Genomic DNA, 25171 nt, shown 5'->3' with positions numbered 1-25171 from the left:
GGATGGCTTTCACGAGCGAGACTCAGACACACAGCGGTAAAACAGCAGAGGTGCTTTATCCTCTTCATGAGATCGATTCCTATAACGGTGAGGAGATGAAAACCTACGTATCCTCTCTGGAAGGGGGCGTTGACGCTGTTATCATAAACTTTTCCCGTGTTGCCTATCTTAACAGCTCCGGTCTGCGAGAGCTTATTCAGATCCTTAAACTATTGAAGGGGAAGGGGATGGAGCTTTTTCTTACCTACGTTAACGACGATATAAAAAAGATATTCGATAATACAAACCTTAACAGGCTTTTCGGCATCTACAACACAAACGAGGATGCGCTGGAGTTTCTGGGAACCTGATGTCAAACACCCCTGAAACTGCAGTAAACCATCTTGTCAAGATTGACTCCTACAGCATCGAACCACTTCGTGATCTCTTTGTGAATATGGGCTATAAGCGCTTCCGTGCGGATCAGGTGTATGAATGGATCCACGGTAAGGGCGTTAAGGACTTTGATGAGATGACAAATGTCTCGGTCAAGGCCCGGGAAGAGCTCAAAAACGTCTTCGAGTTCACCCCCATGGAGACGATCAAGGTTCAGCGTTCCGAGATGGACGGCTCCATCAAGGTCCTCATAAGGCTGGAGGACGGAAACCTTGTTGAATCGGTTGTTCTGGCGGATTATGAGCGCAACACTGGGTGCATCTCCACCCAGGTGGGTTGCCGTATGGGCTGTACCTTTTGTAGTACGGCAAAGATGGGCTTTGAGCGCAACCTCTCCGTTGCCGAGATAGTCGGGCAGGTGGCCGAGCTAAACCGTATCCTCGCCGAAGAGGACCGCAGGCTCACAAACCTTGTCTTCATGGGTATGGGGGAGCCGCTGGACAATTCGGACAACCTCCTCGATTCCATCCGCATACTTATGGACAGGAAGACCTTTGCGTTCAGCCACAAGCGTATAACCGTATCCACATGCGGACTCACCGACAAGATGATGCGCCTCTTCGAGCTTGAGACACCGGTTAACCTGGCTGTTTCTATCAATGCCGCCACCCAGGAGAAGCGTGAGCAGATAATGCCCGTAACGAAGAAGTATCCCCTGAAGGATCTCATCAAAGGTATTAAGCGTCTTCCCTCCGTAAAGCGGAAGATGATAATGGCGGAGTATGTCCTGATGAAGGGATTTAACGATACCCCCGAGGATGCAAAGGCTCTGGCGGCTATTTTAAAGGGTATCCGTGTTAAGGTTAACCTTATACCTTACAACAGCGGAATGGGGGGCGGGTACGAGCCTCCGTCGGAAAATGAGACTTTAAAATTTCAGGATTATCTGATACAAGAGAAGATCGGTACATTTATCCGTAAAAGCCTTGGAAGCGACATTGACGGGGCCTGCGGACAGCTCTATGCAAATACCAGAAAAGAGGAAGAGAATGGCTGAGCTAAAGGAAGGGGATCAGATCCCCGGTTTTGAGCTTGAGGGGGATGACGGCAAGGTGTATACGCCGGAGGACTTCAAGGGTGACAGGCTTATAATCTACTTCTATCCCAAAGATAACACACCCGGATGCACCGTGGAGGCAAAGGACTTCACAGCATTGACCGAGGATTTTGGAAGGCTGGGCTATAAAGTTGTAGGGGTTAGTCCTGATAAAACAGCCACCCACTGCCGTTTCAAGGAGAAGCATGAGCTTGGTGTACTCCTCCTCTCCGACCCTGAAAAGGAGGCTGCAGAGGCGTTTGGTGCATACGGCGAAAAGAAGAACTACGGGAAAACATACATGGGCATAATCCGTTCGACCTTCGCCTTTGACGAGGGTGGAAAACTGATTAAGTCCTATAAAAATGTACGTGCCACAGGGCACGCGCAGAGGGTTTTAGACGATTTATCATGAAAGAAAGCGGTGCATTTGAGAAGAAGCTGGTCAGGCTTGAGGAGATTGTCGAGAAGCTTGAGAATGAAGACCTTGACATAGAGACCACCCTCGAACTTTTTCAGGAGGGTATGAAGCTTGGCAAAGAATCAAGGAAGATGCTCGATGAGATTGAACTCAAGGTGAACAAGGTTCTCGGAACCGACGAGGACGGAAACGTGGAAACGGAGCCGGCTGAATGAGTGAAGATTTTAACCTTAAAGGATACATAAACTTCTGGGCGGACAAGGTGGGAGAGTTCCTGCAGGAATACGTTCAGACTAAAGAGATATTCGCCAGCGGACTTGTTAAGTCTATGAAATACAGCCTCTTTGCAGGGGGCAAGCGCATGCGACCCGCCATTATATATTCCAGCTACGGTATATTCGACAGCTATTTCGACAAGATAACGCCCTACGCAGCGGCGGTGGAGATGCTCCATACCTACTCCCTTGTCCACGATGATCTACCCGCTATGGATGATGACGATTTCAGGCGTGGTAAGCCCACAAACCACAAGGTCTTCGGCGAAGCAACGGCTATTTTGGCCGGCGATGCACTGCTCACCAAGGCGTTTGAAACCATGCTCGATAAGGAGCTCAACCCCGAGGTTGAGGACAAGCTTATGGTTGAAGCTGCCTTCAAGCTTTCAAAAGCCACAGGCGATGCCGGAATGGTTGCCGGACAGTATGCGGATATGGAAGCGGAAAGCGGTGGATTTGATGACAGCATTGTGGATTTTATCCATGAGAATAAAACAGCGGCACTCCTCGGCTACTGCTCCGAACTGGGGGCCATCCTCGGTTACGGTGAGGATATCGATAAGGCAAACATGAAGGAGTACGGCCGCAAACTTGGGCTTGCCTTCCAGATTGTGGACGATGTACTGGATGTGACAGGAACCACAGAACAGCTTGGAAAGGACGCAGGGAGCGACCTTGAAAAGGGGAAGGCCACCTATGTTACGATTTACGGGGTGGATAAGTCCAAGCAGATCGCCCGTGAGATGATAGATGAGGCGATCTCTATAGTTAAACCCTACGGCAAAGCCTCCCGCCCCTGCGAGGAGATTGCCAAATATGTTTTGGAGAGAACCCATTAGATGAGTCTTACAGATTCACTTAAATTGCCCGATGACATTCAGGAAATAGATTACGATGAAATAGATAAGCTGGCCGAGGAAACGAGGGAGCTTATCATTGATACCGTTTCCAAAAACGGCGGACACCTTGCCCCGAGCCTTGGTGTAGTTGAGCTTACACTAAGCCTTTTGAGGAATTTCAGCCCCGCTGCGGACAGGATCGTGTGGGATGTGGGGCATCAGTCCTACGCCTTTAAGATCCTCACAGACCGCAAGCACCGTTTCAAAACCCTTCGCCAGTACAAAGGTATATCCGGCTTCATAAAGCCGGCTGAAAGTTCATACGATTCCTTCGGAGTAGGGCATACAAGCACATCTATCTCCGCAGGCCTCGGCATGAGCGTTGCGGATGGTCTTAAGGAGCGAGACCGGAAGATCGTATCGGTTATCGGTGATGGCGCTATGACAGCGGGGATGGCCTTTGAAGCTCTTAACAATCTAGGCCACCTCGACAAGAGGATGATCGTTGTGCTCAACGACAACGAGATGTCCATCGGCTCAAACGTAGGCGGTGTTGCGGCATACCTTTCCAACCTTATGACAGGGAAGGTATACACAAAATTCCGTAAGGATGTGCAACATCTACTTGAGAAACGTCCCCTCGGTCCCCGTCTTCTGAACATCGCAAAGAAGATGGAGGAGGGTCTTGTGGGTATGTTCACCCCCGGCATCCTCTTTGAGGAGCTTGGGCTGCGCTATATCGGTCCCGTAAACGGGCACAGGGTCAAGGATCTGGATAAAGCTTTCCAGAACGCCCTCATACAGGACGGACCAGTCATAATCCATGTTTCGACCACCAAAGGTAAAGGTTATAAGCCCGCAGAGGAGGACCCCTCACGGTTCCATGGTGTATCCTCCTTCGATATTGAAACGGGCAAATCCAACAAGCTTGGAACATCCAAAAGCTATACCGATATATTCGGCGAAACCATAACCGAGATAGGGCACAGTAATCCAAATGTTGTTGCCATAAGTGCGGCGATGCGTGACGGAACGGGGCTTGCAAAGTTTGAAGAAGCCTTTCCAGACAGGTTCTTCGATGTGGGCATTGCCGAGCAGCATGCGGTAACCTTTGCCGCTGGTATGGCGATAAGTGGAATGCGCCCCTATGTCGCTATCTATTCCACCTTTCTCCAGAGAGCGTTTGACCAGATTATTCATGATGTGGCTCTGCAGAATCTCCCCGTAACCCTTTGCATTGACAGGGGCGGTTTCGTGGGAGCGGACGGACCCACCCACCACGGCATATACGATATATCTTTCCTGCGGTGTGTACCCGATCTCAATATAATGCTTCCAAAGGATGGTACAGAGCTTTCGGAGATGCTCAGGCTCTCGCTGGGTATAAAGGCTCCGGTATCCATAAGGTACGCCAGAGGAACGGCTCACAGCTATGATGAATACGGCTACAGACCTGTTGTTCTCGGTGAGCCGGAGGTTATCGATACAGGCGGAGATATAGCCGTTGTATCCGCCGGGCATATCTTCGAGGAGGCCTCAAGGCTCCATACGAAGCTTAAGGATGCCTACGGCGCGGCATCACTCATAAACCTCCGTTTCATCAAACCCCTCAACAGGGATATGCTTGTGGATGCGCTGAAGGGCAAAAAGCTTATCGTTACCGTTGAGGAGGGCTCCATAAGGGGTGGTGCCGGCGAAGAGGTGCAGTCGATTCTTATGGATGCTGGCAAAGCTCCGAGGGTTATCCGCTTCGGTGTGCCGGACAGGTTCATCGAGCACGGCGGAATCAATGACCTTCGCAAGCTTTGTGGACTCACAGCGGAGCAGATGTTTGAGACGGTATCCGGCATAGATATCTAAATGAAGAAGAAGCGGATCGATACCCTCCTTGTGGAATACGGTCTTGCTGAATCCGCCGAACACGCCTCCCGCCTTCTCATGGCTGGGCTGGTTGTTGCCGGCGAACACAGGGTGGATAAGCCGGGTGATCTTGTTGATCCCTCCCTACCTATAAGGCTCAAAGAGACGCTCCCCTATGTAAGTCGTGGCGGTCTCAAGCTTGAGCGTGCCGTTGAGCTCTTCTCCATAGATTTCAAAGATAAGGTTGTTATAGATATAGGCTCCTCCACAGGCGGGTTCACTGACGTTGCCCTTAAGAGCGGTGCAGAGCGTATTTATGCTGTAGATTCAGGTTTTAATCAGCTCCATGAGAGCCTCAGGAGAGAATCACGGGTAGTCTCACTGGAGGAAACGAACTTTCGGACAATAGATTTTGATACCATTGGCGAGAAGGCGGATGTGATCGTATCCGATGTGTCTTTTATATCCCTCGAAAAGATAATCCCCTCAGCAGTTCAGTTCTGCAGCGATAATACAGAGGTTGTTCTGCTCATAAAGCCCCAGTTCGAGGTACGGCGTGAACAGGTGGGCAAGGGGGGGATTGTTGAGCATGAGGAATACAGGGCAGAGGCGGTGGTGAGGGTTTGCCGCTTCGCAGTGGAATCGGGTTTCGGCCTCTTCGGCCTTGCATCCTCCCCCATAAAGGGTGCGAAAGGAAATGTTGAATATCTCGCCCATTTTGTATACAATTGCCCGACCGCAACAAACACTATTTCATCAGCACTGGAACAGGTTATCCATGAAAAAGGTTTCTATAGTAGCAAAGCCCCACGGGGATAGAGTTAAACAGGTTCTTGAGGATGTTTGTCAGTTCCTCGGAGACAAAGGTGTCGAGGTTCTTCTTGAGGAGAATAGCGCAGGAGTTATCGGCGCAGGATCCGTATCCCATGAGCGGATAAAGGAGGAATCGGACCTTGTCGTGGTTCTCGGCGGGGACGGTACTCTTATATCCGCTGTTCGCATACTTGGCGAGAAGGAAACCCCTATCCTCGGGGTAAACCTCGGGAGATTGGGCTTTCTTACAGAGACCAAGATAGAGGAGGCTCTGCCACAGCTAGGCCTTGTTCTTGACGGGGATTTCGAAACGGAAAAAAGGATGAAACTCCACTGCCACTTGGTGGAAAACGGCGTTAAGACCCTCGAAATAGAAGTCCTCAACGATGTTGTAATCAATAAATCCGACCTTGCCCGCATCATCGAAATGGAGGTTTACGTAAACGATTACTTCGTAAACAGCTACCGTGCGGACGGTCTTATCATATCCACCCCCACTGGTTCCACAGCATATAACCTCGCCGCAGGGGGGCCCATCGTGCATCCCTCATCGGAAACGATTATACTTGCCCCTATCTGCCCCCATGCGCTCACAAACAGGCCCATCGTTATCAGCGACGACAGCTTTATCAATATCCGCCTTCGAAGCAAGGAGGAGAACGTCTCCATAACCTATGACGGCCAGATAGCAAGGCAGGTGGACCCTGAAAAGATCATAACAATCAAGAAGGCGAGAACGGGCGTAAGGCTTGTTGTGCCGAAGAACAGGAACTATTACTCACTCCTGCGTGAAAAGCTGGGCTGGGGATGGTGATGATATGCTGAGCCTCCTCCGTGTGGAAAACCTTAGTGTTATTGAGTCCGTAACGGTGGAGTTCACCGATGGGCTCAATGTTATCACAGGTGAAACCGGAGCGGGAAAATCAGTATTTATTGGTGCTCTTAAGCTCATAATGGGTGAGCGTTTCAACAGGGCTCTGCACAGGGACGAAAGTAAGAAACTCCTTGTGGAAGCAGTATTTAACGGCGATTACAGAGATATAAATCCCGACGAAAGGGAGCAGTTTGAAATAGAGGATGAGATAATCATCCGCCGTGAACTGGACAGCTCCGGCAAGAACAGGGTATACATCAACGGCCGTATGGCCACCCTGAACCAGCTTAAAAGCATTGCAGAGAGCTTTGCTGATATCCACGGCCAGCACGAGCACCAGAGGCTACTGGATCCCTCCTGTCACATAGAGTTCATCGATTCCGCAGTGGACCGCCCCCTCCTTGAGGATTATGAGTCAAAGTTCAGCGAATACTCGGAAAAGCGTAAAAAGCTTGAGAAGATCCGTGAGGATCTCTCCGCAGTCCTGCGTGAGAAGGACATGCTCGAGTTCCAGCAGAACGAGATAGAGTCGATGAATATCGATCTCGAGCAGGACAGGGAGCTGGAGGAACGGCTGGGTATGCTCGGACATCTCGAAAAGATACGTGAGAACGCCGCAGGGGCCCTTGCCTGTCTGCAGGATGAGGAGATAAACGCTTCGGGCCTCATCGGCTCCGCATCATCGCTTATATCCTCCATCTCCTCCTACTCATCGGAGCTTGAGAAGGTGGCTGAACAGCTCTCGGGGATTGAGTATCAGGTAAACGATATCTCGGCTGTACTTGAGAATATCATAGATACCCAGGAACTTGATCCAGAAGAGCTTGAAAGGCTTACGGACAGGAAGTTCCGTCTCGCAGGGCTTATGAAGAAGTACGGCGGAAGCCTTGAGGCTGTGCTGGATCATCTTGAAGAGGTGAACCGGAAGCTCGAGAGCCTTGTCTTTGATGAAGAGACTGCAGAAAAGCTTGAGAAGGAGCTTTCGGGGCTTGAGAAGAGTGCTAAGGAATCTGCAAACTACCTCAATATAGCCAGAAAGAAGGCAGCCTCGGAGCTGTCTGAAATAATTGAGAAAACCCTTGGTGAACTGGAGCTTAAGAACTCGGTCTTTAAAACAGAGTTCACTGAGGCAGAAAGGCTTGACCCCCTCGGCGGCATCAGGGCGGAGTTTCATCTCTCCACCAACCCCGGTTTTGATCCCGGTCCGATTTCAAGGGTTGCCTCCGGCGGTGAGATATCCCGTGTTATGCTCGCTCTCAAGGATGTTTTCGCTTCGGCTGACAGGACCGAGACACTCGTTTTCGATGAGATCGATACGGGTATAAGCGGCCGCACTGCAAGGATGGTCGCAAAGAAGCTCTGCAACATTGCGGCTGGCAAACAGGTTATAGTTATCACCCATCTCCCCGTTGTGGCCGCCGGCGGTGAGGCACACTTCCACATTACCAAGAGCCTTGAGGGTGACAGGGCGAAAACGGATATTAAGAAGCTCACAGGTGCCGAGCGGGAAGAGATCCTCGCCACCATGATCGCCGGGGATGCCACCGAATCATCCCTTGAGCAGGCTCGTGAGCTTCTTTCAGGCGGAGACTGATGCTCGAAACTTTTGTTAGCTTTGTTCTGGATGCAATCTCCGGTATGGGATATACCGGCATAGTTATTCTAATGGCCCTTGAAAGCTCCTTTGTACCTTTCCCCAGCGAAGTCGTAGTCCCTCCGGCGGGGTATCTCGCTGCACAGGGGGAGATGAATATATACCTCGTTGTTCTCAGCGGTATTGGCGGAAGCGTTATCGGTGCATTGTTCAACTACTTCCTCGCAATCAAGATGGGAAGAATCCTTATCCTTAAATACGGCAAATATCTTCTTATGCCGCCGGAAAAATTTTACCGGGTGGATACCTACTTCGACAAGCATGGTGAGATTACCACCTTCGCCGGCCGGCTTATACCCGTCATAAGGCAGTATATCTCCTTCCCTGCGGGGCTTGCAGGGATGAATATACCAAAATTCTGTGCCTATACAGGTCTCGGCGCAGGCATATGGGTTGTGGTACTTGCGTGGCTCGGCTACTTTATCGGGAGCAATCCGGAGCTAATGCATTCCCGTTTAAAGACGATTACAATATTACTACTAATTTGCGTTTTTGCCGTAATTAGTGTATATATCTACTACCAAAGAAAAAAGGGGAATAATCGTGTATAAGCTCGGAAGCTGTTTAATTGCGTTAATCGTTGTAATGTTGAATATCACTGCTATAGCAGATACTTATAAAGTACAATGGGGAGATAGTCTCTACTCCATACTTGAAAGCGATTTTGAACCCTATGAGATCATCGAACTTAACAAAGAGATTAAGAAAAAGCTCCCCGGCTTTACCCTTAAGACCGGAACCGAGATAGAAAAGTCAGAAAACAGCTGGGTAATAAAGATGGACCTCCGCCGTGAGGTTCTCATAAATAAGACAACAGAAGGTTTCAGTGTTGATGTTCAGGAATATCCCGTTGAGGTTGTTAACTCCTATGTCCACGGTGAGATCACATCAAGCCTGTACAACGCTATGCAGGAAGCTGGCGAGGATTTCAGCCTTGCTGTGAAGCTTGCCTCCGTTTATGAGTGGGAAATTGATTTCTTTAAAGACATCCGCAAGGGTGACCGTTTCAATATATTGGTCGAAAAACGCTTTATCCGTGACCAGTTTGCAGGGTACGGAAAGATCCTCGCCGCAGATTTCATCAATCAGGGGAGGCTTATCAGAGGTATCTACTACGAGAGTGAGAAGGTTAAGGGGTACTATGCCCCCGATGGCAGCTCCCTTAAGAGAGGATTCCTCAAGGCGCCTCTGCGTTTTGGCCGTGTCTCCTCCGGATTCTCTTACAAAAGGCTCCACCCCGTCCATAAGGTTGTTAAGCCCCATCTTGGTGTAGACTATGCCGCTCCCAGAGGAACTCCCGTTTATGCCACAGCGGATGGATACATCGAGAGAATCGGCTACGATAAATACAACGGCAACCATGTGGGAATACGCCACATGAACGACTACCACACCCTCTACCTGCACTTCACCCGTTTCGCCAAGGGTATGGGCAAAGGGAAGTATGTACGTCAGGGTGATGTCATAGGCTACGTGGGAAGCACAGGTATATCCACCGGTCCCCATGTGGATTACCGCATAAGGAAGGGGAGAACATATATCAACCCTCTCCGTTTCAAATCACCTACGAAGAAGCTTCCGGAGTCTGAGATGGCTACATTTCAAGGGCACAGGGAGTACTATGCGTACCTGCTGAACAGCATGTTTGTGCGTGTAGCCCAGCGTTCTAAGCTAATTCCCATGATGTGATTGTCTTAGAATTTCTTCTTTCTTGAAAATATTTTTGCCCTAAGAGGAGAGGAGTATGTACTAAGACGGCTCTTAAGCCACTTCTGATCCCTGCTCCCTTTAATCTCTATACGGTTGATGTAAAGAGGATCTTTTCCGTAGAGGTTTGGGCCCCTGTCCAGGGTGAATGAACCTAGGTAGCCACACTCCTTCATAACCTCCATTGATATGGGGTCGTGCCCGCCGAAGGGCCAGCAGAAGAAGGGGCATTCCCTCTCAAGAAGCTCCTCAAGATCCCTTTTACTCTGTTTCATCTGGTCACGGCAGAAGCGTATCCGCTCCTCCATATTTCGCATGCGAAGCCCCTGTTTCTCCGGGATAAGACCATCCTCACTCAGTGCAGACACCCATTTGTAGAGTGGTGTTCCCGTTTCGACCTTGTCGTAGAGGGCATACATGCTCCAGTGATCCTTTTCAGGAAAACGCTCCTTCTCCTCCATATCCCTGAACACAGGCAGATGGCTCACAGAATGGCTGTACACCTCATGGCTGTAGCTTTTGACAAGGGTGTATATCTCCTCAAGGGACATGAACTGTTCCCTGTTTCCATCCCTGAAAACCTGCCGGTAGCATTCCGATGATGGGAGTAGCACGGGTGCATTCTCTGTTGTTCTTGCGGGGGTGTCATGGAGGAATCCAGTTATGCAGAAGAATACGCCTGTGTAGCCGTATCGTTCTAAGAGGGGAAGGGCGTGGAGCCAGTTGTCGAGGTAACAGTCGTCAAAGGTTATTACGAATGCCTTTTCCGGTATATCCACCCCGTCGGCTAAATGGCGGTAGAGGTGCATGGCTGAGATCGTTTCATAACCCAGCTCACGGTATAACCGCAGGTGCCCCTCGAAGGTATCGGGGGTTATGTCTCCTGCGGGGGATACCTGATGGTAGCATAAAACGGGTACGGATCTATTCGCTGAAGCCATTGTCTATAAACCTTTCCAGTGCGGGTTTGATGTCGTTAAAGCTCAGCTCCTCCATACAGGGTACATCTCCGGATATACGGCATTCAGACTTTTTGCACGGCTGGCAGTCCATGCCTTTGGATATCCAAGTATGCTTCGGGGAGGGTAGAACCCATCCGGGGCTTGTGGAGCCAATGATGATGAAGGTAGGTGTGTTCACGGCAGTTGCAATGTGGTGTGGTGCTGAGTCGTTGCCGATGTGCAGATCCGCACGTTCGAGGAGTCCGGCAAATTCCCTCAGCTTCAAGGGGGGCATTATCCTGATCTGTTCCGTTTCGACTACCCCCTCTCTTATATAGTCCTCTTCGCCGGGGCCGTAGGTGAAGATAACCCCCGCATTCCTTTCCGCGGCCAGCCAGTTTGCTGTATCTATGAAATGCCTCAGCTTCCATCGTCTGGTGTCGTTCTTATGGGTGGGTGAGATTGTTACTATCATATCCCTGCCCTCTAAGCCAAGTTCCTTTGGTATTTTGCTTATTTCGGGTGGGTATACCTTTCCCCTCGTATCCTCGACCGTGTACTCCCTTTCGCCAAGGAGGGGGGTAAGGAGGGATGTTTTTATGAGTCCTGCATGCCCTGTCTTGCGCTCGGGGGTATGGGTATACACTTTCCCCCTGCTGGTGTCCCCATAGGTTATACGCATATTCGCACGGGAGAAGAGGGTGCAGTATGTGGAGCGGGGGTTATCCTGAAAGTCCAGAACCGCATCATATCTTTCACGCCTTATCCTGAGAAGGAGTTTGATAAATGCCGGGATATCCTTCCTTTTGGTGGTTATCACTTTGTCTATTTGGGGGTTCCCCTCCAGAAGGGGAGCATTTGCCGTGAATGTAAGAAAATGTATCTCCGCATCGGGTTTCTCACGCTTTATAAGCTCTGGGATGTGTGTTGTGAGAACCAGATCACCCGTCTGGTAAAACTGTATGAGCAGTATCTTCATAAAGCCCCTGCAATCTCTACATAGCTTTTGAAAACATCATCATCGGAGAGTACCCTGTCCGAGTAGTCGCTCCGCCCTTTGGAGTATGCTGTTTCAAGAGCCTCTTTAACGCTTTCGGAGGATATTTCGTCTATAACTGCGCCGCATTCATCGTCTATTATCTCATGGGAGCCTGCAAAGCGTGAAACACAGACGGGAACACCCATGCAGAGTGCCTCTGAAGTAACGTTCCCGAAGGTGTCGTAGAAGCTTGGAAGGCAGAAAACATCCAGTGCTGCATGGAAGGAGGGCATATCGCTAACCTTGCCGAGGAACTTCACCCTGTCCGCCATGCCGAGGGATGCGGCGAGATCACCGAACTCCCCAGGTCTTCTTCCGCCGGCAACAAGCAGGACATACTCCTCGCTCATCTGCGAGACGGCCTCGATGAGATAGGAAAGCCCCTTCAGCTGAAAGTTGCTGGCTGCAAAGCCTATAACACGTCTGTTCTCCACGCCGAAATGCTCCCTCGCCTTATTCCGCAGAGCCTCACTCCGTGCGACATTGAATACATCCTTGTTGACCCCGTTATGGACTATCTCGAACATATCTTCGCCGATATTGTAGCTCTTGATCATCTCATCACGCACAACGCCTGAGATGGCGATAATCCTGCGCAGAGAGTCGTTATGAAGTGTTCTGTGTTCCAGTTTAGGGTTAAGTCTGTTGACGGGGTCCATGAACCGTTTGATATGCTTACGTATACGCTGATATCCGCTCAGCCCCTTGAGGGATTTCTCCATGAATACCCTGTGGCTTCCGCCTCCGGGGCGGTAAATGTGACAGCCGGGCATCTTCTCGAAGGAGAAATGTATACCATCAAGCCTTTCGGAAGCTTCCCCCGCTCTTGTGTAGAAGCTCTTCGCCTTCCGGTATCTCCCAGGCCTTGCAAGTCCGAGCTCCTCCACAGGGAATCGGGGCAGTTCATCCAGCCTGTTTTCACCGCACACTATCCGAACGGGATATCCGGCATCGCTGAGCCAGTTTGAGAATCTGAGTGCGATTCGTTCTGCCCCGCCGTAGTCTGAAAGGTATTTAACGAAGATATTAAGCCTTTCCATCTGGAAAATATCTCACATATCCTCTTCAAATTCCACACATTTTATGATTTCATAAGCGTTGCGAAACATCTGGAGTTGTGTATAATTTTCTAGGAGACAAAATGAAGGTAGCCTTTATTGTCGGAGGTCTCCCCTTCGGCGGCATTGAAAACTCACTTCTGGATCTCACCCGCCACTTTAAGGATGACAGGCGGGTGGATGCTTATGTAATAAACATATCCGGCACTGGTATGCGTGTTCCGGACTTTGAAGAGGCGGGGATAAAGCTGATCAACGTCTGCTCATCCCTTTCCGCCATAAAATCCTTCCGAATCACCACGGTGTTCAAGGTTCGTAGGGTACTCAAGGATATCGATCCCGATATTATCCATACCATCCATTTTACTGGGGATTATTTCGGCAGGCTCGCCTCCATCGGTCTTGATAAGCCGGTTATAACTCATATAAGGAACACCAAAAGAGAGAAGAAACTGCACAGAAGGCTCTCAAACCGTTTTCTGTCTAGGTATACAACAAAGTATCTCAGCGTATCCCAGATGGTTAAGGACTATGTGGAAGAGGCCCATAACGTTGCTAAAAAGCCGAGCGAGGTGCTTTATAACTTCTTTGACCCTTCAAAAAAGAGCTTCGCACCCCTTAAGCGTGAGGACTATATACCCGAGGGGAGGCGTGCGCTTATAAGTGTCAGCAGGCTTGTCCCGCAGAAGAATATCGATAAGGTGATACGTGCAGTGGACCTTGTCCGCAAGAGATATCCGGATATCCATTGTCTCATTGTAGGGGAGGGTGGACAGCGCAAAAAGCTGGAACTGCTCGCCTCGGAGCTCGGGCTTAAGGGGAATGTTACCTTCCTTGGATACCGGAAGGATGTGCCCGCTCTGCTCTCTCTGGCGGATATGTTTGTATTCCCTTCGGAGTTCGAAGGCTTCGGTACAGCTCATCTGGAGGCCATGTTCATGGGTCTGCCCGCCATTATCTCAGAGGACGTTCCTACTAAAGAGTTTGCTGGAGACTCCTCCATAATATGTGACCGAACACCTGAGGCTCTCGCAGAGTGCATTATAAGGGTTCTCAGCGATGATGAGCTTTATGGAAGGATGAGGGAGTCCGCCCTTGCTATATCCGCTGAATTCACCCTTGAGAGCTATGCGGACAAGCTTGTGAGTATCTATGAGGATCTCCTTCAAATGTGCAGTTTCGACACAGTTGAGAAGTAAACTCACATCCTATAGCCTTGCTTATATTCTCCTAACTGTCTGTATTTAAAGCGTAATGCGTGTTTTGGCATTTTCTGGCACTTCCGTTGCATTAACATGAGCAACAAGCGTTGATAACAAAACACGGAGGTATCAAAATGAGAAAGAGTTTAGTTTCAGTAGTATCAGTAGCGGTTCTTTTCGTAGCAGTAAGTGCATTTGCATGGGGTGGACCCAGAAGCGGCGGATGTGGTAACTGCCCCGGATACGGTGTTCAGAATCAGGGCTATAACGCACCCTGCGGTGGACCCGGTTACGGTGGACAGAGAGGACCCGGTATGAGAGGCCCCGGCATGAAAGGCCCCGGCATGAAAGGACAGAGAGGCCCCGGTATGAGAGGTGGCGGATGGGGTCAGGCACCCCAGGCTGAGCAGATAACCCCTGAGAAGGCTGAGGAGAAGATCAGCTCTTACGCTTCAGAAAATCTTAAAGGGTTTGATGTGGGTGAAATCCAGACTTTACAGGTTCCCAGAGGAAACATGTACTTCGCAGAGGCGAAGGATGTGGACGGAAACGTTATAAGCATCAGGATGAACCCCCGAGGCAACATCATGGCTGGTATTTTCCCCAATGAGCCCGGCAGTAGATGGAAAAACGCTCCTAAAAATCAGTAAGACACTCCTTAATAGCGCATAAATGGAAAAGGCGGGTTTCAGGCCCGCCTTTTTTTTGAGTATATTATGCAGTGCGTTTACTGTTTTTGTTGTGCTTGTTGAGCTGTTCGGGTGTTAAGCCGAGTCCGTCACCAAGGCCGTATACGTACCACTTGAGCTGTTCCTCGCTCATATCCGAAGCCATAACGAAACGCTCACCTTCTTTCTTCCCCCTGAGCACTACATTATAGTGTTCGGAAAACTGATCCACCTTCTTTTCAAGAAGGATCGATACATCCTTTTCCACAGCCTGGTTGATATGACCTAGCACAGAGAATACATTGCTCATAAAGTCTTCTGTCGACTTCATATAAGCCTCCTCATGAATAAGAGCCCTTCGTAGGCTTTTGTTACCACAGCTAATAATGCTGACATTATTATTATCGTCCGCTGTGGATTTTCATTAGCTCTAAATAACTCCTGAGCGTGATTTTATTGATATTATGGCAGGCAGCATTCAGTTACCTGCACCATCCATTCAATCGCATTTACCTATAATATTTTTACAGTTTAGATTCCGACGCAAACCTTGAGCCATCAGAAAGGGCAGCTAGTTTTTTTGCCCCCTCTAACCTTATTATAATACAATAAATTACAAATGAAACAAAACGTGTATTGGTGAACGATAGGTTAAATAGCATCGGGTTCATCTATGGAAAATGGCAGTGTTAATCAAAAAATCAATAATTATGTGTATTTAAGAATGCTTATCTTATTTAAGATTTGTGTTATAATACCAGAATAATAGAATTTAGATTCGCGGCTTTTGTTTGAATCTTTCATAATAACGAACCACGGAGAGATCGACTTCTATGCACAGCATTCTTTGTAACTGCGGAAATGCCACTATCCTTTTTGTGGAGGATGATGCTACATCCCAGCGGATAATAAGGCTTATGTTTGCCGAATCTGGGGATAAGATTCATATCGCCGGTGATGGAGCAGAAGGTCTGCGTATGGCCAGAGAGCTGAGACCAGACATCGTTATAAGCGATTACAGTATGCCCGTTATGAACGGTCTTGAGATGTTGAGGATAATCAAAGACGAGATCCCCGGAGTGAAAACCGTTTTCATGACCGTATATACCGAGCCCGATGTTCTTATAGATGCTATAAACCTCGGTGTGGACAGGTTTCTAGAGAAGCCCATAAACAGAGATAAGCTCGATAAGGTTTTATCAGACCTTCTGGAGGATGTTGAGCGTGCCAACAAGCTTAGGGAATATCAGAACCTCCTCAAGGCATACAGAAAGGGTGTTGACTCCTCCACTATATTCTCACTTGTGGATTCTGATGGTAATTTCAGCTATGTTAACAAGAACCTGTGTAATTTATCCGGCTACGATGAGGATGAGCTCATAGGAAAACCCTACAGTATGCTCAAGGTCTGTGGTGACTACTGCGAAACCGCATGCATAAGGCCGGAGAAGCAGAAGTTTCATTCAGTTTGGCAGGGTTGCCATAAAAACAGAGCCAAGGACGGTAGCGAATATACCACGGAGATAACCCTACTTCCCGTTTATCAGGGCTCTGAGATTTCAAGCTACATATCTATCGAGATGGATATGACCGATGTTGTTAAACAGCACCAGGAACAGCTTCAGGCGTTCTTTGATGCGGATAAAACAATAATGTTTGCTTACGATCAGAGGTTCAGGCTCTCACTTTGCAACAAACGCTTTCTGAAGTACTTCGGCTACAATTCTCTGGAGTCTGCCAGAGAGGAAGGCTTCTGTTTCTATGACCATATCCTCGAAAGGGAAGGCTACTACAGCTTCGATGCTGGCTCATTCAACGATATAAAAGAAGCTATGCATTCCTTTTTTCAGGAGAGCGCAGATAGGAAGGTGCGAAAGATTCTTATCAAAAACCCACAGGATGGAACGGAGAATATTGTTACCTTTACCGTGTTTTCACTTGCACAGAAGTATCTTGGGCTCGAGGATCTGCGTATTATCCGGTTGAATGACATAACCGAGCTTGAGCACCTGAAGATGGAAGAGGTAAATCAGGCTATGCTTGCTTCCATAGGCAAGCTTTCCGCAGGGATAACCCATGAGATAAATACTCCTCTTACATACATGAAGGGGAATCTTGAGATGATGGGTGACGATATTGCCGACGGAGATATGGATTCCCTCGAAAGCTATCTTGAGTCTATCAATGACGGCGTTTCGAGGATATCATACATCGTCGATTCGATGCGGGAGGTTACTGGGCAGTCCGATTTTGAGACCGAAGAGGCAAACCTTTATGCAACGCTCGTCGTGGCTTCAAGGATGATATATAATAGAGCCAAGCAGATAAGCCCCGTTTATATAAACGGTGAGCCGGTCAGCAGGGATATGGACGGCTCAAAGGAAAATTATCCCGCAATGATTGTTCCGCGGATGTTGGAACAGGTTTGGATAATCCTGCTTAATAACAGCCTTGATCAACTTAGCCAATGCAGTTTACCCTATGAGGAAAGATATATAAGCATAACTATCGAAAAGGATGGAGAGGGGCATATAATCCGCATAGCTGATAATGGCGGTGGTATTGATGATGCTATTCTCCATAGGCTCTTCGAACTGTTTACAAGCACAAAGAAGCACAGAGGAATGGGGATCGGACTCAACATAGCAAAGAGTATAATTGAACGGCATAACGGAAAGATACTGCCACGTAACGATGAAAACGGTGCAGTTTTCGAAATAAACATATAGGTTCGGAGGACACAATGCTCTTCTCAAAGAAACAGGAAAACACAAAAAACGAGGCAATGCAGGCGGAAATGGAAAAGCTTCGTGAAGAGGTGGAATACTACCGGGAAATTGCTTCTTTCTCCCATAGCGAAATGGTTGTTGTTTTGCGGGGGAGGGAGATTGTGTTCAAGAACGACAGCGCAGCTCAACACCAGTTTCTTGAAGAAGTTATTAAAGAACTGAGTAAGGGCTCTTCGGAGTTGTCAACCCTCCATGGTAACTATAAGGTGAGCTCAAAATCACTGGTAAATGGTGATGTTGTTTATTCGCTTCAGTCCGAGGATAGGGGCTCTAGGATCCATGAGCTTTTTGCGGAGATACATCAGGGCACTGTGCAGAACTCCTTTAAGATGAACCAGGATTTTTTCATAAAGATGCTGGGTGAGATGGAGGAGATGATCGATGAGTCCAAAGAAACCGCTGATATCTCAAATAACGGAATGCAGAGTGTTGGTGTTCTGAGCGGAGAGGTGGAGGAGCTTTCAAACTTTATTACAGAATCCACCGAAACCTCCGATGCCCTTTCAACCAGGAGCCAGGAGATCTCGCAGGTTACCAACCTTATTAAGGATATCGCAGATCAGACAAACCTCCTTGCCCTTAACGCTTCCATCGAGGCAGCCAGAGCAGGGGAGGCGGGCAGAGGCTTTGCCGTTGTAGCCGATGAGGTTAGAAAGCTTGCCGAAAGAACCCAGAGTGCCACATCTGAGATCGCTGAGGTTGTGGGGGGTATGCATAAGGATATCGACAACCTGCTGAACAATACCCGAAACATCCAGAACAATATGGAGGCTGTTTCTGGGAATACCAGAGATATCAGTGGTGTTATCCAGACCTTCAACAAGAACGCCAATCGGGTCATGTATGAAACCATGGACCTCAGTAACCAGATCTTTGCAAACCTTGCCAAGATCGACCATATAATCTATAAAAACAACCTGTACAACAGCGTATTGGAAGGTTCTGACAACTTTAACACTGTGGGCCATAACGAGTGTAGGCTCGGTAAATGGTACAACGAGGGCAAAGGTAAGCAAACCTTCAGCGACACAAGGGCTTATAAGGAACTTCTTACGCCCCATAAAATGGTTCATGAAGAGGCTAACATCCTATTTACCAGGTGCATTGAAAATTTTCAGGACTGCACCTTCGAGGAGATCAGCAACAGGATTGAGAAGATTGAAAACGCCAGTGCAGAAGTTTTTGAGTCTCTCGACCGAATGATAGAGGAACGCTCCGGCTCCATGATGCACGAGGCGATCGGAACCCTTTTCGATAAAAAGGGTAAGAAAGGTAAGGAACAGGATAAAAAAGAGAAAAAATAGAGGGGAGATATGGAAAAAGATATAACTGTTTTTGTTATCGATGACGAAATGGAGATTCTCAAGATGCTTGAGAACCACCTGAAAAAGAGCGGTTTCAAGAATGTCCGCACCTTCTCAAATCCTTTGGACGGGCTCAAGTCCTACAACGGAAGCAATGCAGATATTGTTCTTCTGGATATTATGATGCCCCAGATGGACGGTATCGAGGTTCTGGACAAGCTTAAGGAGAAGAATAAGGATCTGCGTGTTGTTATGATGACCGCTTATTCAACCCTGGACAGGGTTCTTAAGAGCCATAAGATCGGCGCAGACAGCTATGTGCTCAAGCCCTTCAAGAGCCTTAAGGATGTAAGCAGTAAGATAGAAGAGGTTCTGGCAGAGAAGTAGACACCGGCTAGAGCTATTTGTATTTTTAGAGATAATAAGAAAGCCCCCGTTTTTAGCGGGGGCTTTCTATTTGGTGTATCAGTTATTTATGAGCAGTGTGAGTATCCGCATGAGTAGCAGATATCGCACCCTTCAACGTGCTCAATGGGGCTGCCGCATTCGGGGCATGCTCCGTTGCGGACGAGGGGCTCGTCTGCATCCATATCCGCACTTTCGAGGAGCTTGTCCACGCTGAGCTGTTCACGTTTTCCGGTTACGGTTATCTCTATAGGATCCGCCAGGGCACTTTCAAGGGCTTTGCCCACTGCATCGGAGCAGCTGAGTACAACATTCTGGCCGAAGCCGTACTTCATATGGCAGGAGATCCCCTTGAGCTGTTTGATAATAAGATCCACGTCGCCACCGCTACGCAGGTCGAGGGATATAAGCCTTCCCATGGCCTCGCACTGGCTCTGGGCGCATCCGCCCGCCTTACCCATGCTTGTGAACACCTCGAAGGGCTCGCCGCTTTCATCGTAGTTGATTGTTACGTAGAGCTTGCCGCAACCAGTCATCATCTCGATGGTTCTTCCAACGAGTACGGAGGGGCGGGGTCTGGGTTTGCGCTCAACCTCAACATAAACCTTTTCCTGCTCCTTCTCCTTCTCCTTCTCCTTGGTGCCAACGTTGAGAACCTGTCCCGTACGGCTTCCGTCACGGTAGATGGTGGTTCCCTTGCATCCCATGTTGTAGGCGAAGAGGTAGGAGCTGCGAACATCCTCTATGGTGGCGCTGTTTGCGAAGTTTACGGTCTTGCTCACAGCGTTGTCGGTGTATTTCTGGAAGGCGGCCTGCATCTTGATGTGCCAGTTGGGTGATATCTCATGGGAAGTTACGAATACATCACGCCATTTGCTGGGGACTGCATCGATATCATGCACTGTGCCGCAGTCGGCAACCTTCTCAATGAGCTCCTCCGTAAGGAAGCCCTCCCTCTTGGCAGTCTCTCTGAATACGGGGCAAACCTCGGGGAGCTTGTTGTTGTCCATAACAAAACGGTAGAAGGCGATGGCGAAGTATGGCTCGATACCGCTGGAGCATCCCCCAATGATGGAGATAGTTCCCGTGGGGGCGATGGTGGTTACTGTGGCGTTTCTCATCGCCTCAAAGCCCATATCGGGATATATGCTGTCTTCATATACGGGGAAGCTTCCGCGAACCTTTGCCAGTTCGCAGGATTTCTCCCTCGCCTTATCCTGGATGAACTTCATCATCTTTTCGGCGAGCTCGATGGCCTCATCGCTGTTGTAGGGTATCTCAAGGGCTGCGAGCATATCCGCCCATCCCATAACGCCGAGACCTATCTTTCTGGTGCGCTTGGTCTGTTCTGCGATCTCCTCTATGGGGTAGTTGTTCATCTCGATAACGTTGTCGAGGAAATGAACCGCTGTTTCTATGGTGTTTTCAAGCTCCTTCCACTGGACCTTCTTTGAGGTGACGAATCTGCTGAGGTTTATGGAACCCAGGTTGCATGATTCGTAGGGGAGCAGGGGCTGTTCGCCGCAGGGGTTTGTGCTTTCAATCTCACCCTCTTTGGGTGTGGGGTTCTCTTTATTGATACGGTCAATGAAGACGATGCCGGGGTCTCCGCCGTCCCATGCGAGTTCCACCATCTTGTCGAAGACCTCCTTCGCCTTGAGGCTTCCGGTTTTCTTCTTTGTCTTGGGGTGAATGAGATCGTAGTCCCTCTCCTCTTCAACGGCCTTCATGAACTCTTCGGTTACAGCCACGGAGATGTTGAAGTTGGTCAGCTTTGTCTTGTCTTGCTTTGCATTTATGAAATCGAGGATGTCGGGGTGGTCCACACGGAGTATGCCCATGTTGGCGCCCCTGCGTGTTCCCCCCTGTTTGATTGTTTCTGTGGCGGCATCGAAAACGGTCATGAAGGATACGGGACCGCTTGAAACGCCCTTTGTGGTCTTAACCACATCGTCCTTGGGGCGGAGTCTGCTGAAGGAGAAACCAGTTCCCCCGCCTGATTTGTGGATGAGTGCAGTGTTTTTGACAGATTCGAATATATCTCCCAGGGAATCGTCCACAGGGAGAACGAAGCAAGCCGAAAGCTGTTGGAGCTCCCTTCCGGCGTTCATAAGCGTGGGGGAGTTGGGAAGGAAACGCAGTTCAACCATTTCCTCATAAAACTTGGAAGCGGCCTTAAGTACATCCGCCTTGGGGTCAAACTTCGTTTCCGCCTCAGCGATGTTCATCGCCACACGCTGAAACATGTTCTTGGGGTTTTCAAGGTTGTTACCCTTGTCATCCTTCTTAAGATACCGTTTTTTAAGGACAGTGACAGCGTTCGCTGACAGCTTCGGTTCCTTTGAGAGAACCTTTTCGGCCTCCTTGGTTAACATACATCCTCCGATAAGTTGAAAATTACATTTATATAAAAATTTTGTTCACAAAAGTAAGGCACTCTGCTCAAATTAATCACCCTTGTAAAAGGCGCAATACATAAAATGAAAAGACAGGAATCCTCACTGCGGATCCATCTCAGAATAGCAGAACATGCACCAGAGCGGACTATATCCTTTATGCATCAGTCACTTGGGCACTAATGGCCGCTTCCGGTTTTGAACGCAACAATACTGTTGCCTGTTTATCAGGCACTTAGCGGTCTACGCTTATCAGATACTCCTGTAATTTAGAAGGGGAGTTCTTTACCAAGCTTGTTTTCAAGGGCGATACGGTAAACGTATTCAGCTACCATAACGTCCTGAAGACCCATACCCTGGGATTCAAAGACGGTTAGTTCATCTTCGGAGTCCCTGCCGGAGCGTATGCCGGAAACGACATCTCCGAGTTCCAGAATTTCGTTCCAGTGGAGTCTCCCCTTTTCGAGGGAGGGGAGGATATCGCCGCATTCAACCTCTGCGACATCCTTAGCATCGACGGCGAGTTTGTCCGCTTTTTCAACGGTTTTCTCCGGAACCTCAGCCCTTATGAGGGCGTTGGAGCCTGTGGCGTTTATATGAACACCCTTCTTCTCGATCCATTCGTGCTTGAAAAGGGGTTTAACAGACCATGTGGCTGTGGTGATTATATCAGATTCCTTCACGACCTTCTCAGCATCGGTTTCAGGAACCATCTCAACGCCGATCTCTTTGGAAACCTTTTCAGCAAACTTCTTTGCATTTTCCTCTTTGAGATCGACAACATAGATCTTCTCAAACTTATTTGCAGCTGCAACGGCCTTGATGTGCGCCTCACCCTGGTAGCCGGCACCGAAAATGGAGCCGATTTTGGAGTCCTTATTAGCCATGTGCTTGGTGGCAACACCGCTGGCGGAACCTGTGCGGAGCCTTCCAAGTTCGCTCGCTTCGACAATGGCGAGGGGGGTTCCGGTTTCGGCGCAGTAGAGATGCACCTTGAAGATGAGCCCGGTTCTGAAGGATGTGTATGCCTTGTAGCCGAGAACGCCTTTGTAGGGAACAGCGGCGGGGAGCATGTGCAGAGCTCCTTTTCTTATCCGCATCCTTCTTCTTTCCATGTTAAAGGATTCGCCGAGGCTGTAGGTTTTAAAGGATTCTTCAACGAGGTCGACGGTTTTGTTGATATCAAGAACGCTTTTAACATCCTCTTCTGATAGATAGATAGCAGCCATATAATCTCCTTGAGAAGTGTTAATTATCAATTAAACAAAGGGGGCGGGTAACGGAAAAACAGCTTCATTTATATAGGTGCGCAGGAGTTAAACAGTTCCTGCAGCGAAGCTGGAATAAGCCCCTTTTGTTAAGGTGGCTCTGTATGAAAATCACACACATTAATACCACTCTTGAGATATATGTTAGTTTGTGGAGGCGGGTTTGTCAAATCAAAATAAGTGTAAATATTGCCTTTGATATCAGTAGTTTGAGCGCATTCCGCACTGGTAAAGGGTTATGGCTTTGTCAAGCTTTTTTTAGGGAAAATCAGCAGCACTTAGTGTTCGATCCTGCAAGATCTTTAAGAGTATAGGATTTAAGTTCGTCCACGAGCTTTGTCTGGATATCTCTCCACATAACATGGGCGGAGCATGAGTTAACCATGTTGCAGAAGTTGTCATCAAAGATGCATTCATTAAGGTTCAGCTCACCCTCTATGGCCTTTACGATGTCGTAGGCAGTAACACTCTGGGTGCTCTTGTTTAGCTTGAACCCACCCTTCTTGCCTCGCTCAGAACTGAGGATTTCAGCTTTTGCGAGGTTTTGGAGGATCTTGCCGAGGAAGCTGTCCGGAACATCGCACGCCTTTGAGAGCTCCGAGCGCATGAAAACTGTTCCCTCGGGTTTCTTCGCAATGTGTATAAGTGAACGGATAGCGTAGTCGCTTGCTCTTGTTACTTTCATCTTCAATCTCCTGACTAAATCGCCGAAAATAAGCATCCGGCGGCTGAAATTAAAAAAAGACTTCCGAGACCTTTTTATGAGATTAGCACAACTATTTTCACAGTAAAGTATAATTGTGCAAAAAGTATCTTATTTGTCATGATTTGAATAAAATGAATATAGTTATAAATATCGATAGAGTCAAGTCCACAGTGATTCCAAAAAAAATGTGAAAAAAAATGTAAGATACCCCTTGACAATATACTCAAAAAACAATAAAAAGTTTCTCCCTGCTGGGGTGTAGCCAAAGTGGTAAGGCAGCTGGTTTTGGTCCAGTGTACTGTGGGTTCGAGTCCTACCACCCCAGCCATTTTTTTACCTAAATCTAATGAGAACCCTACCTGATATAAAGACCCTGGTGGTCAAAATTGGCAGTAATATTCTCCTCGGCGAGAACGAAGGGCTCAATATCCCCTTTATCAAATCACTCACAGAGAGCATCCATAAGGTATCAGAAACCGTTCCTAATATAGTCATAGTCTCCTCGGGCTCCGTTGGTGCGGGGTTTCGTCTCCTCGGCTTTGAAAGCAGGCCGAAAAGCATTATCGATAAGCAGGCGTGTGCCTCTGTGGGACAGGCGAGGCTCATCTGGACCTATGAGAAAGAGTTCGAGAATTTCAGCCGGCAGGTCGGGCAAATACTCATCACCAAGGACGACTTCTCCAATAGAAGAAGATACCTCAACGCACGCTACACAATACGCCGCCTGCTCGAATTCGGTATTATCCCTATCATTAATGAGAACGATTCCGTCGTTGTGGACGAGCTTAAACACTACGAATCCTTCGGCGATAACGATAACCTCTCCTCCCTTGTAGCAGGGCTTATTGGTGCGGATATGCTTCTTATTCTCTCCGATGTAGAAGGACTTTACGACAGTAATCCCGCGCAGAATCCCGATGCCGAACTTATCCGGGAGGTCCGCTTCATTGATGAGGATATGATGAACAAGGCTGGCCAATCCGTCAGCGGAGTTGGCACAGGAGGCATGCGGACAAAGCTTAAAGCGGCAAAAAAAGCCTTGAGTGCCGGATGTTATGTTGGTATCGTCAATGGTCGGGATACGGAAAATATAACGAGGTTCGTGTCCGGCGAAGAGGTTGGAACGTATTTCAGCCATATCGAGGATCCCTACAGGCGGAAGAAGGTGTGGATAGCCCATGCCGCCGATGCAAAAGGGGAGATAGCAATAGACAACGGCGCTGTTAAGGCTATAGTGGATATGAAGAAATCTCTACTACCTTCGGGGGTTGCTATGGTGACCGGCAAGTTCGGCATCGGCGATGTGATCATCGTAAAAGATGTCGGCGGGAACGAGATAGCCCGGGGGAAAACCAGATATTCCAGCCGTGATATGAAGAAGATAGCTGGCAGACAGACAACTGAGATATTCGACATACTAGGTTATAAGTTTTCCGATGAGGTTATCCACAGGGATGATCTTGTTGTTTCAGCCTGAGAGG

24 protein-coding genes and 1 tRNA gene are annotated in these 25171 nt (G+C 48.7%); 18 read left to right on the top strand and 7 right to left on the bottom strand.

Features of this window, described 5'->3' with window-relative positions:
• Positions 1–2: 2 nt before the first annotated feature.
• From K300_RS0103305 to K300_RS0103255, 11 genes are read left to right on the top strand one after another with little or no spacing between them, the layout of a single operon-like run.
• Positions 3–350, top strand: a complete 348-nt coding sequence (locus tag K300_RS0103305; RefSeq protein WP_022850243.1) for an STAS domain-containing protein — start codon at positions 3–5, stop codon at positions 348–350.
• Positions 350–1432, top strand: coding sequence for a dual-specificity RNA methyltransferase RlmN (rlmN, locus tag K300_RS0103300; RefSeq protein WP_022850242.1), 1083 nt, complete (start codon positions 350–352; stop codon positions 1430–1432). The genes K300_RS0103305 and rlmN overlap by 1 nt, the downstream gene beginning before the upstream one ends.
• Entirely contained in the window at positions 1425–1886 is a 462-nt protein-coding gene (locus tag K300_RS0103295) for a peroxiredoxin (protein WP_022850241.1), read from the top strand. The genes rlmN and K300_RS0103295 overlap by 8 nt, the downstream gene beginning before the upstream one ends.
• The gene (xseB, locus tag K300_RS0103290) at positions 1883–2107 is read left to right on the top strand and encodes an exodeoxyribonuclease VII small subunit (RefSeq protein WP_022850240.1); all 225 of its coding nucleotides are present in this window, start codon (positions 1883–1885) and stop codon (positions 2105–2107) included. Before K300_RS0103295 ends, xseB begins: the two co-directional genes overlap by 4 nt.
• A complete protein-coding gene (locus K300_RS0103285) occupies positions 2104–3006 on the top strand; it encodes a polyprenyl synthetase family protein (RefSeq protein WP_022850239.1) in 903 nt (300 codons plus the stop codon). The genes xseB and K300_RS0103285 overlap by 4 nt, the downstream gene beginning before the upstream one ends.
• A complete protein-coding gene (gene dxs / locus K300_RS0103280) occupies positions 3007–4866 on the top strand; it encodes a 1-deoxy-D-xylulose-5-phosphate synthase (RefSeq protein WP_022850238.1) in 1860 nt (619 codons plus the stop codon).
• Complete coding sequence (locus tag K300_RS0103275) at positions 4867–5685, top strand: TlyA family RNA methyltransferase (RefSeq protein ID WP_022850237.1); 819 nt, start codon at positions 4867–4869, stop codon at positions 5683–5685.
• The gene (locus tag K300_RS0103270; RefSeq protein WP_022850236.1) at positions 5645–6493 is read left to right on the top strand and encodes an NAD(+)/NADH kinase; all 849 of its coding nucleotides are present in this window, start codon (positions 5645–5647) and stop codon (positions 6491–6493) included. The genes K300_RS0103275 and K300_RS0103270 overlap by 41 nt, the downstream gene beginning before the upstream one ends.
• Complete coding sequence (gene recN / locus K300_RS0103265; protein WP_162139842.1) at positions 6468–8147, top strand: DNA repair protein RecN; 1680 nt, start codon at positions 6468–6470, stop codon at positions 8145–8147. The genes K300_RS0103270 and recN overlap by 26 nt, the downstream gene beginning before the upstream one ends.
• On the top strand, positions 8147–8758 hold the full coding sequence (locus K300_RS0103260) for a DedA family protein (protein ID WP_022850234.1): 612 nt from the start codon (positions 8147–8149) through the stop codon (positions 8756–8758). The genes recN and K300_RS0103260 overlap by 1 nt, the downstream gene beginning before the upstream one ends.
• Before the next feature lie 34 nt (positions 8759–8792).
• The gene (locus tag K300_RS0103255; RefSeq protein ID WP_051135312.1) at positions 8793–9896 is read left to right on the top strand and encodes a M23 family metallopeptidase; all 1104 of its coding nucleotides are present in this window, start codon (positions 8793–8795) and stop codon (positions 9894–9896) included.
• Positions 9897–9901: 5 nt separating this feature from the next.
• On the opposite strand, the gene K300_RS0103250 is transcribed toward K300_RS0103255, so the two are convergent.
• From K300_RS0103250 to K300_RS14395, 3 genes are read right to left on the bottom strand one after another with little or no spacing between them, the layout of a single operon-like run.
• Complete coding sequence (locus tag K300_RS0103250; RefSeq protein WP_022850232.1) at positions 9902–10855, bottom strand: polysaccharide deacetylase family protein; 954 nt, start codon at positions 10853–10855, stop codon at positions 9902–9904.
• A complete protein-coding gene (locus tag K300_RS14400) occupies positions 10839–11834 on the bottom strand; it encodes a glycosyltransferase family 9 protein (RefSeq protein ID WP_022850231.1) in 996 nt (331 codons plus the stop codon). Before K300_RS14400 ends, K300_RS0103250 begins: the two co-directional genes overlap by 17 nt.
• Positions 11831–12934: a glycosyltransferase family 4 protein gene (locus K300_RS14395; RefSeq protein ID WP_022850230.1), complete on the bottom strand. Its 1104-nt coding sequence runs from the start codon at positions 12932–12934 to the stop codon at positions 11831–11833. Before K300_RS14395 ends, K300_RS14400 begins: the two co-directional genes overlap by 4 nt.
• Positions 12935–13035: 101 nt before the next feature.
• Between K300_RS14395 and K300_RS0103235 the strand changes: the two genes are divergently transcribed.
• Together K300_RS0103235 and K300_RS16870 are read left to right on the top strand one after the other, a co-directional pair.
• Positions 13036–14151: a glycosyltransferase gene (locus K300_RS0103235; RefSeq protein WP_022850229.1), complete on the top strand. Its 1116-nt coding sequence runs from the start codon at positions 13036–13038 to the stop codon at positions 14149–14151.
• Between the two features lie 137 nt (positions 14152–14288).
• Positions 14289–14804: a hypothetical protein gene (locus K300_RS16870; protein WP_022850228.1), complete on the top strand. Its 516-nt coding sequence runs from the start codon at positions 14289–14291 to the stop codon at positions 14802–14804.
• A 64-nt stretch (positions 14805–14868) separates the two neighbouring features.
• Here the strand turns inward: K300_RS16870 and K300_RS0103225 are convergent, their stop codons facing one another.
• Entirely contained in the window at positions 14869–15153 is a 285-nt protein-coding gene (locus K300_RS0103225) for a hypothetical protein (RefSeq protein ID WP_022850227.1), read from the bottom strand.
• A 502-nt stretch (positions 15154–15655) separates the two neighbouring features.
• On the opposite strand from K300_RS0103225, the gene K300_RS0103220 reads away from it, so the two are divergent.
• From K300_RS0103220 to K300_RS0103210, 3 genes are read left to right on the top strand one after another with little or no spacing between them, the layout of a single operon-like run.
• Complete coding sequence (locus K300_RS0103220) at positions 15656–17551, top strand: hybrid sensor histidine kinase/response regulator (protein ID WP_022850226.1); 1896 nt, start codon at positions 15656–15658, stop codon at positions 17549–17551.
• Between the two features lie 14 nt (positions 17552–17565).
• The gene (locus K300_RS17035; RefSeq protein WP_022850225.1) at positions 17566–18915 is read left to right on the top strand and encodes a methyl-accepting chemotaxis protein; all 1350 of its coding nucleotides are present in this window, start codon (positions 17566–17568) and stop codon (positions 18913–18915) included.
• A gap of 9 nt (positions 18916–18924) precedes the next feature.
• Positions 18925–19302, top strand: a complete 378-nt coding sequence (locus K300_RS0103210) for a response regulator (RefSeq protein ID WP_022850224.1) — start codon at positions 18925–18927, stop codon at positions 19300–19302.
• Positions 19303–19388: 86 nt separating this feature from the next.
• Here K300_RS0103210 and K300_RS0103205 read toward each other — a convergent pair whose 3' ends face one another.
• The 3 genes from K300_RS0103205 to K300_RS0103195 all read right to left on the bottom strand — a co-directional run bounded on the left by K300_RS0103205 (position 19389) and on the right by K300_RS0103195 (position 23669).
• On the bottom strand, positions 19389–21695 hold the full coding sequence (locus tag K300_RS0103205; RefSeq protein WP_022850223.1) for a vitamin B12-dependent ribonucleotide reductase: 2307 nt from the start codon (positions 21693–21695) through the stop codon (positions 19389–19391).
• 290 nt (positions 21696–21985) lie between these two features.
• Positions 21986–22945: an ornithine cyclodeaminase family protein gene (locus K300_RS0103200; protein WP_022850222.1), complete on the bottom strand. Its 960-nt coding sequence runs from the start codon at positions 22943–22945 to the stop codon at positions 21986–21988.
• Between the two features lie 307 nt (positions 22946–23252).
• Positions 23253–23669 carry an RrF2 family transcriptional regulator gene (locus K300_RS0103195; RefSeq protein ID WP_022850221.1) on the bottom strand — a complete coding sequence of 139 codons (417 nt, stop codon included), beginning with the start codon at positions 23667–23669 and terminating at the stop codon, positions 23253–23255.
• A gap of 273 nt (positions 23670–23942) precedes the next feature.
• Between K300_RS0103195 and K300_RS0103190 the strand changes: the two genes are divergently transcribed.
• Positions 23943–24018: transfer RNA gene (locus K300_RS0103190), tRNA-Gln, on the top strand.
• An 18-nt stretch (positions 24019–24036) separates the two neighbouring features.
• Positions 24037–25167, top strand: coding sequence for a glutamate 5-kinase (proB, locus tag K300_RS0103185; RefSeq protein ID WP_022850220.1), 1131 nt, complete (start codon positions 24037–24039; stop codon positions 25165–25167).
• Positions 25168–25171: the final 4 nt, after the last annotated feature.

It is taken from the genome of Limisalsivibrio acetivorans, from assembly GCF_000421105.1.
GTDB lineage: Bacteria > Chrysiogenota > Deferribacteres > Deferribacterales > Geovibrionaceae > Limisalsivibrio > Limisalsivibrio acetivorans.
This window is presented reverse-complemented; position numbering and strand designations above follow the sequence as displayed.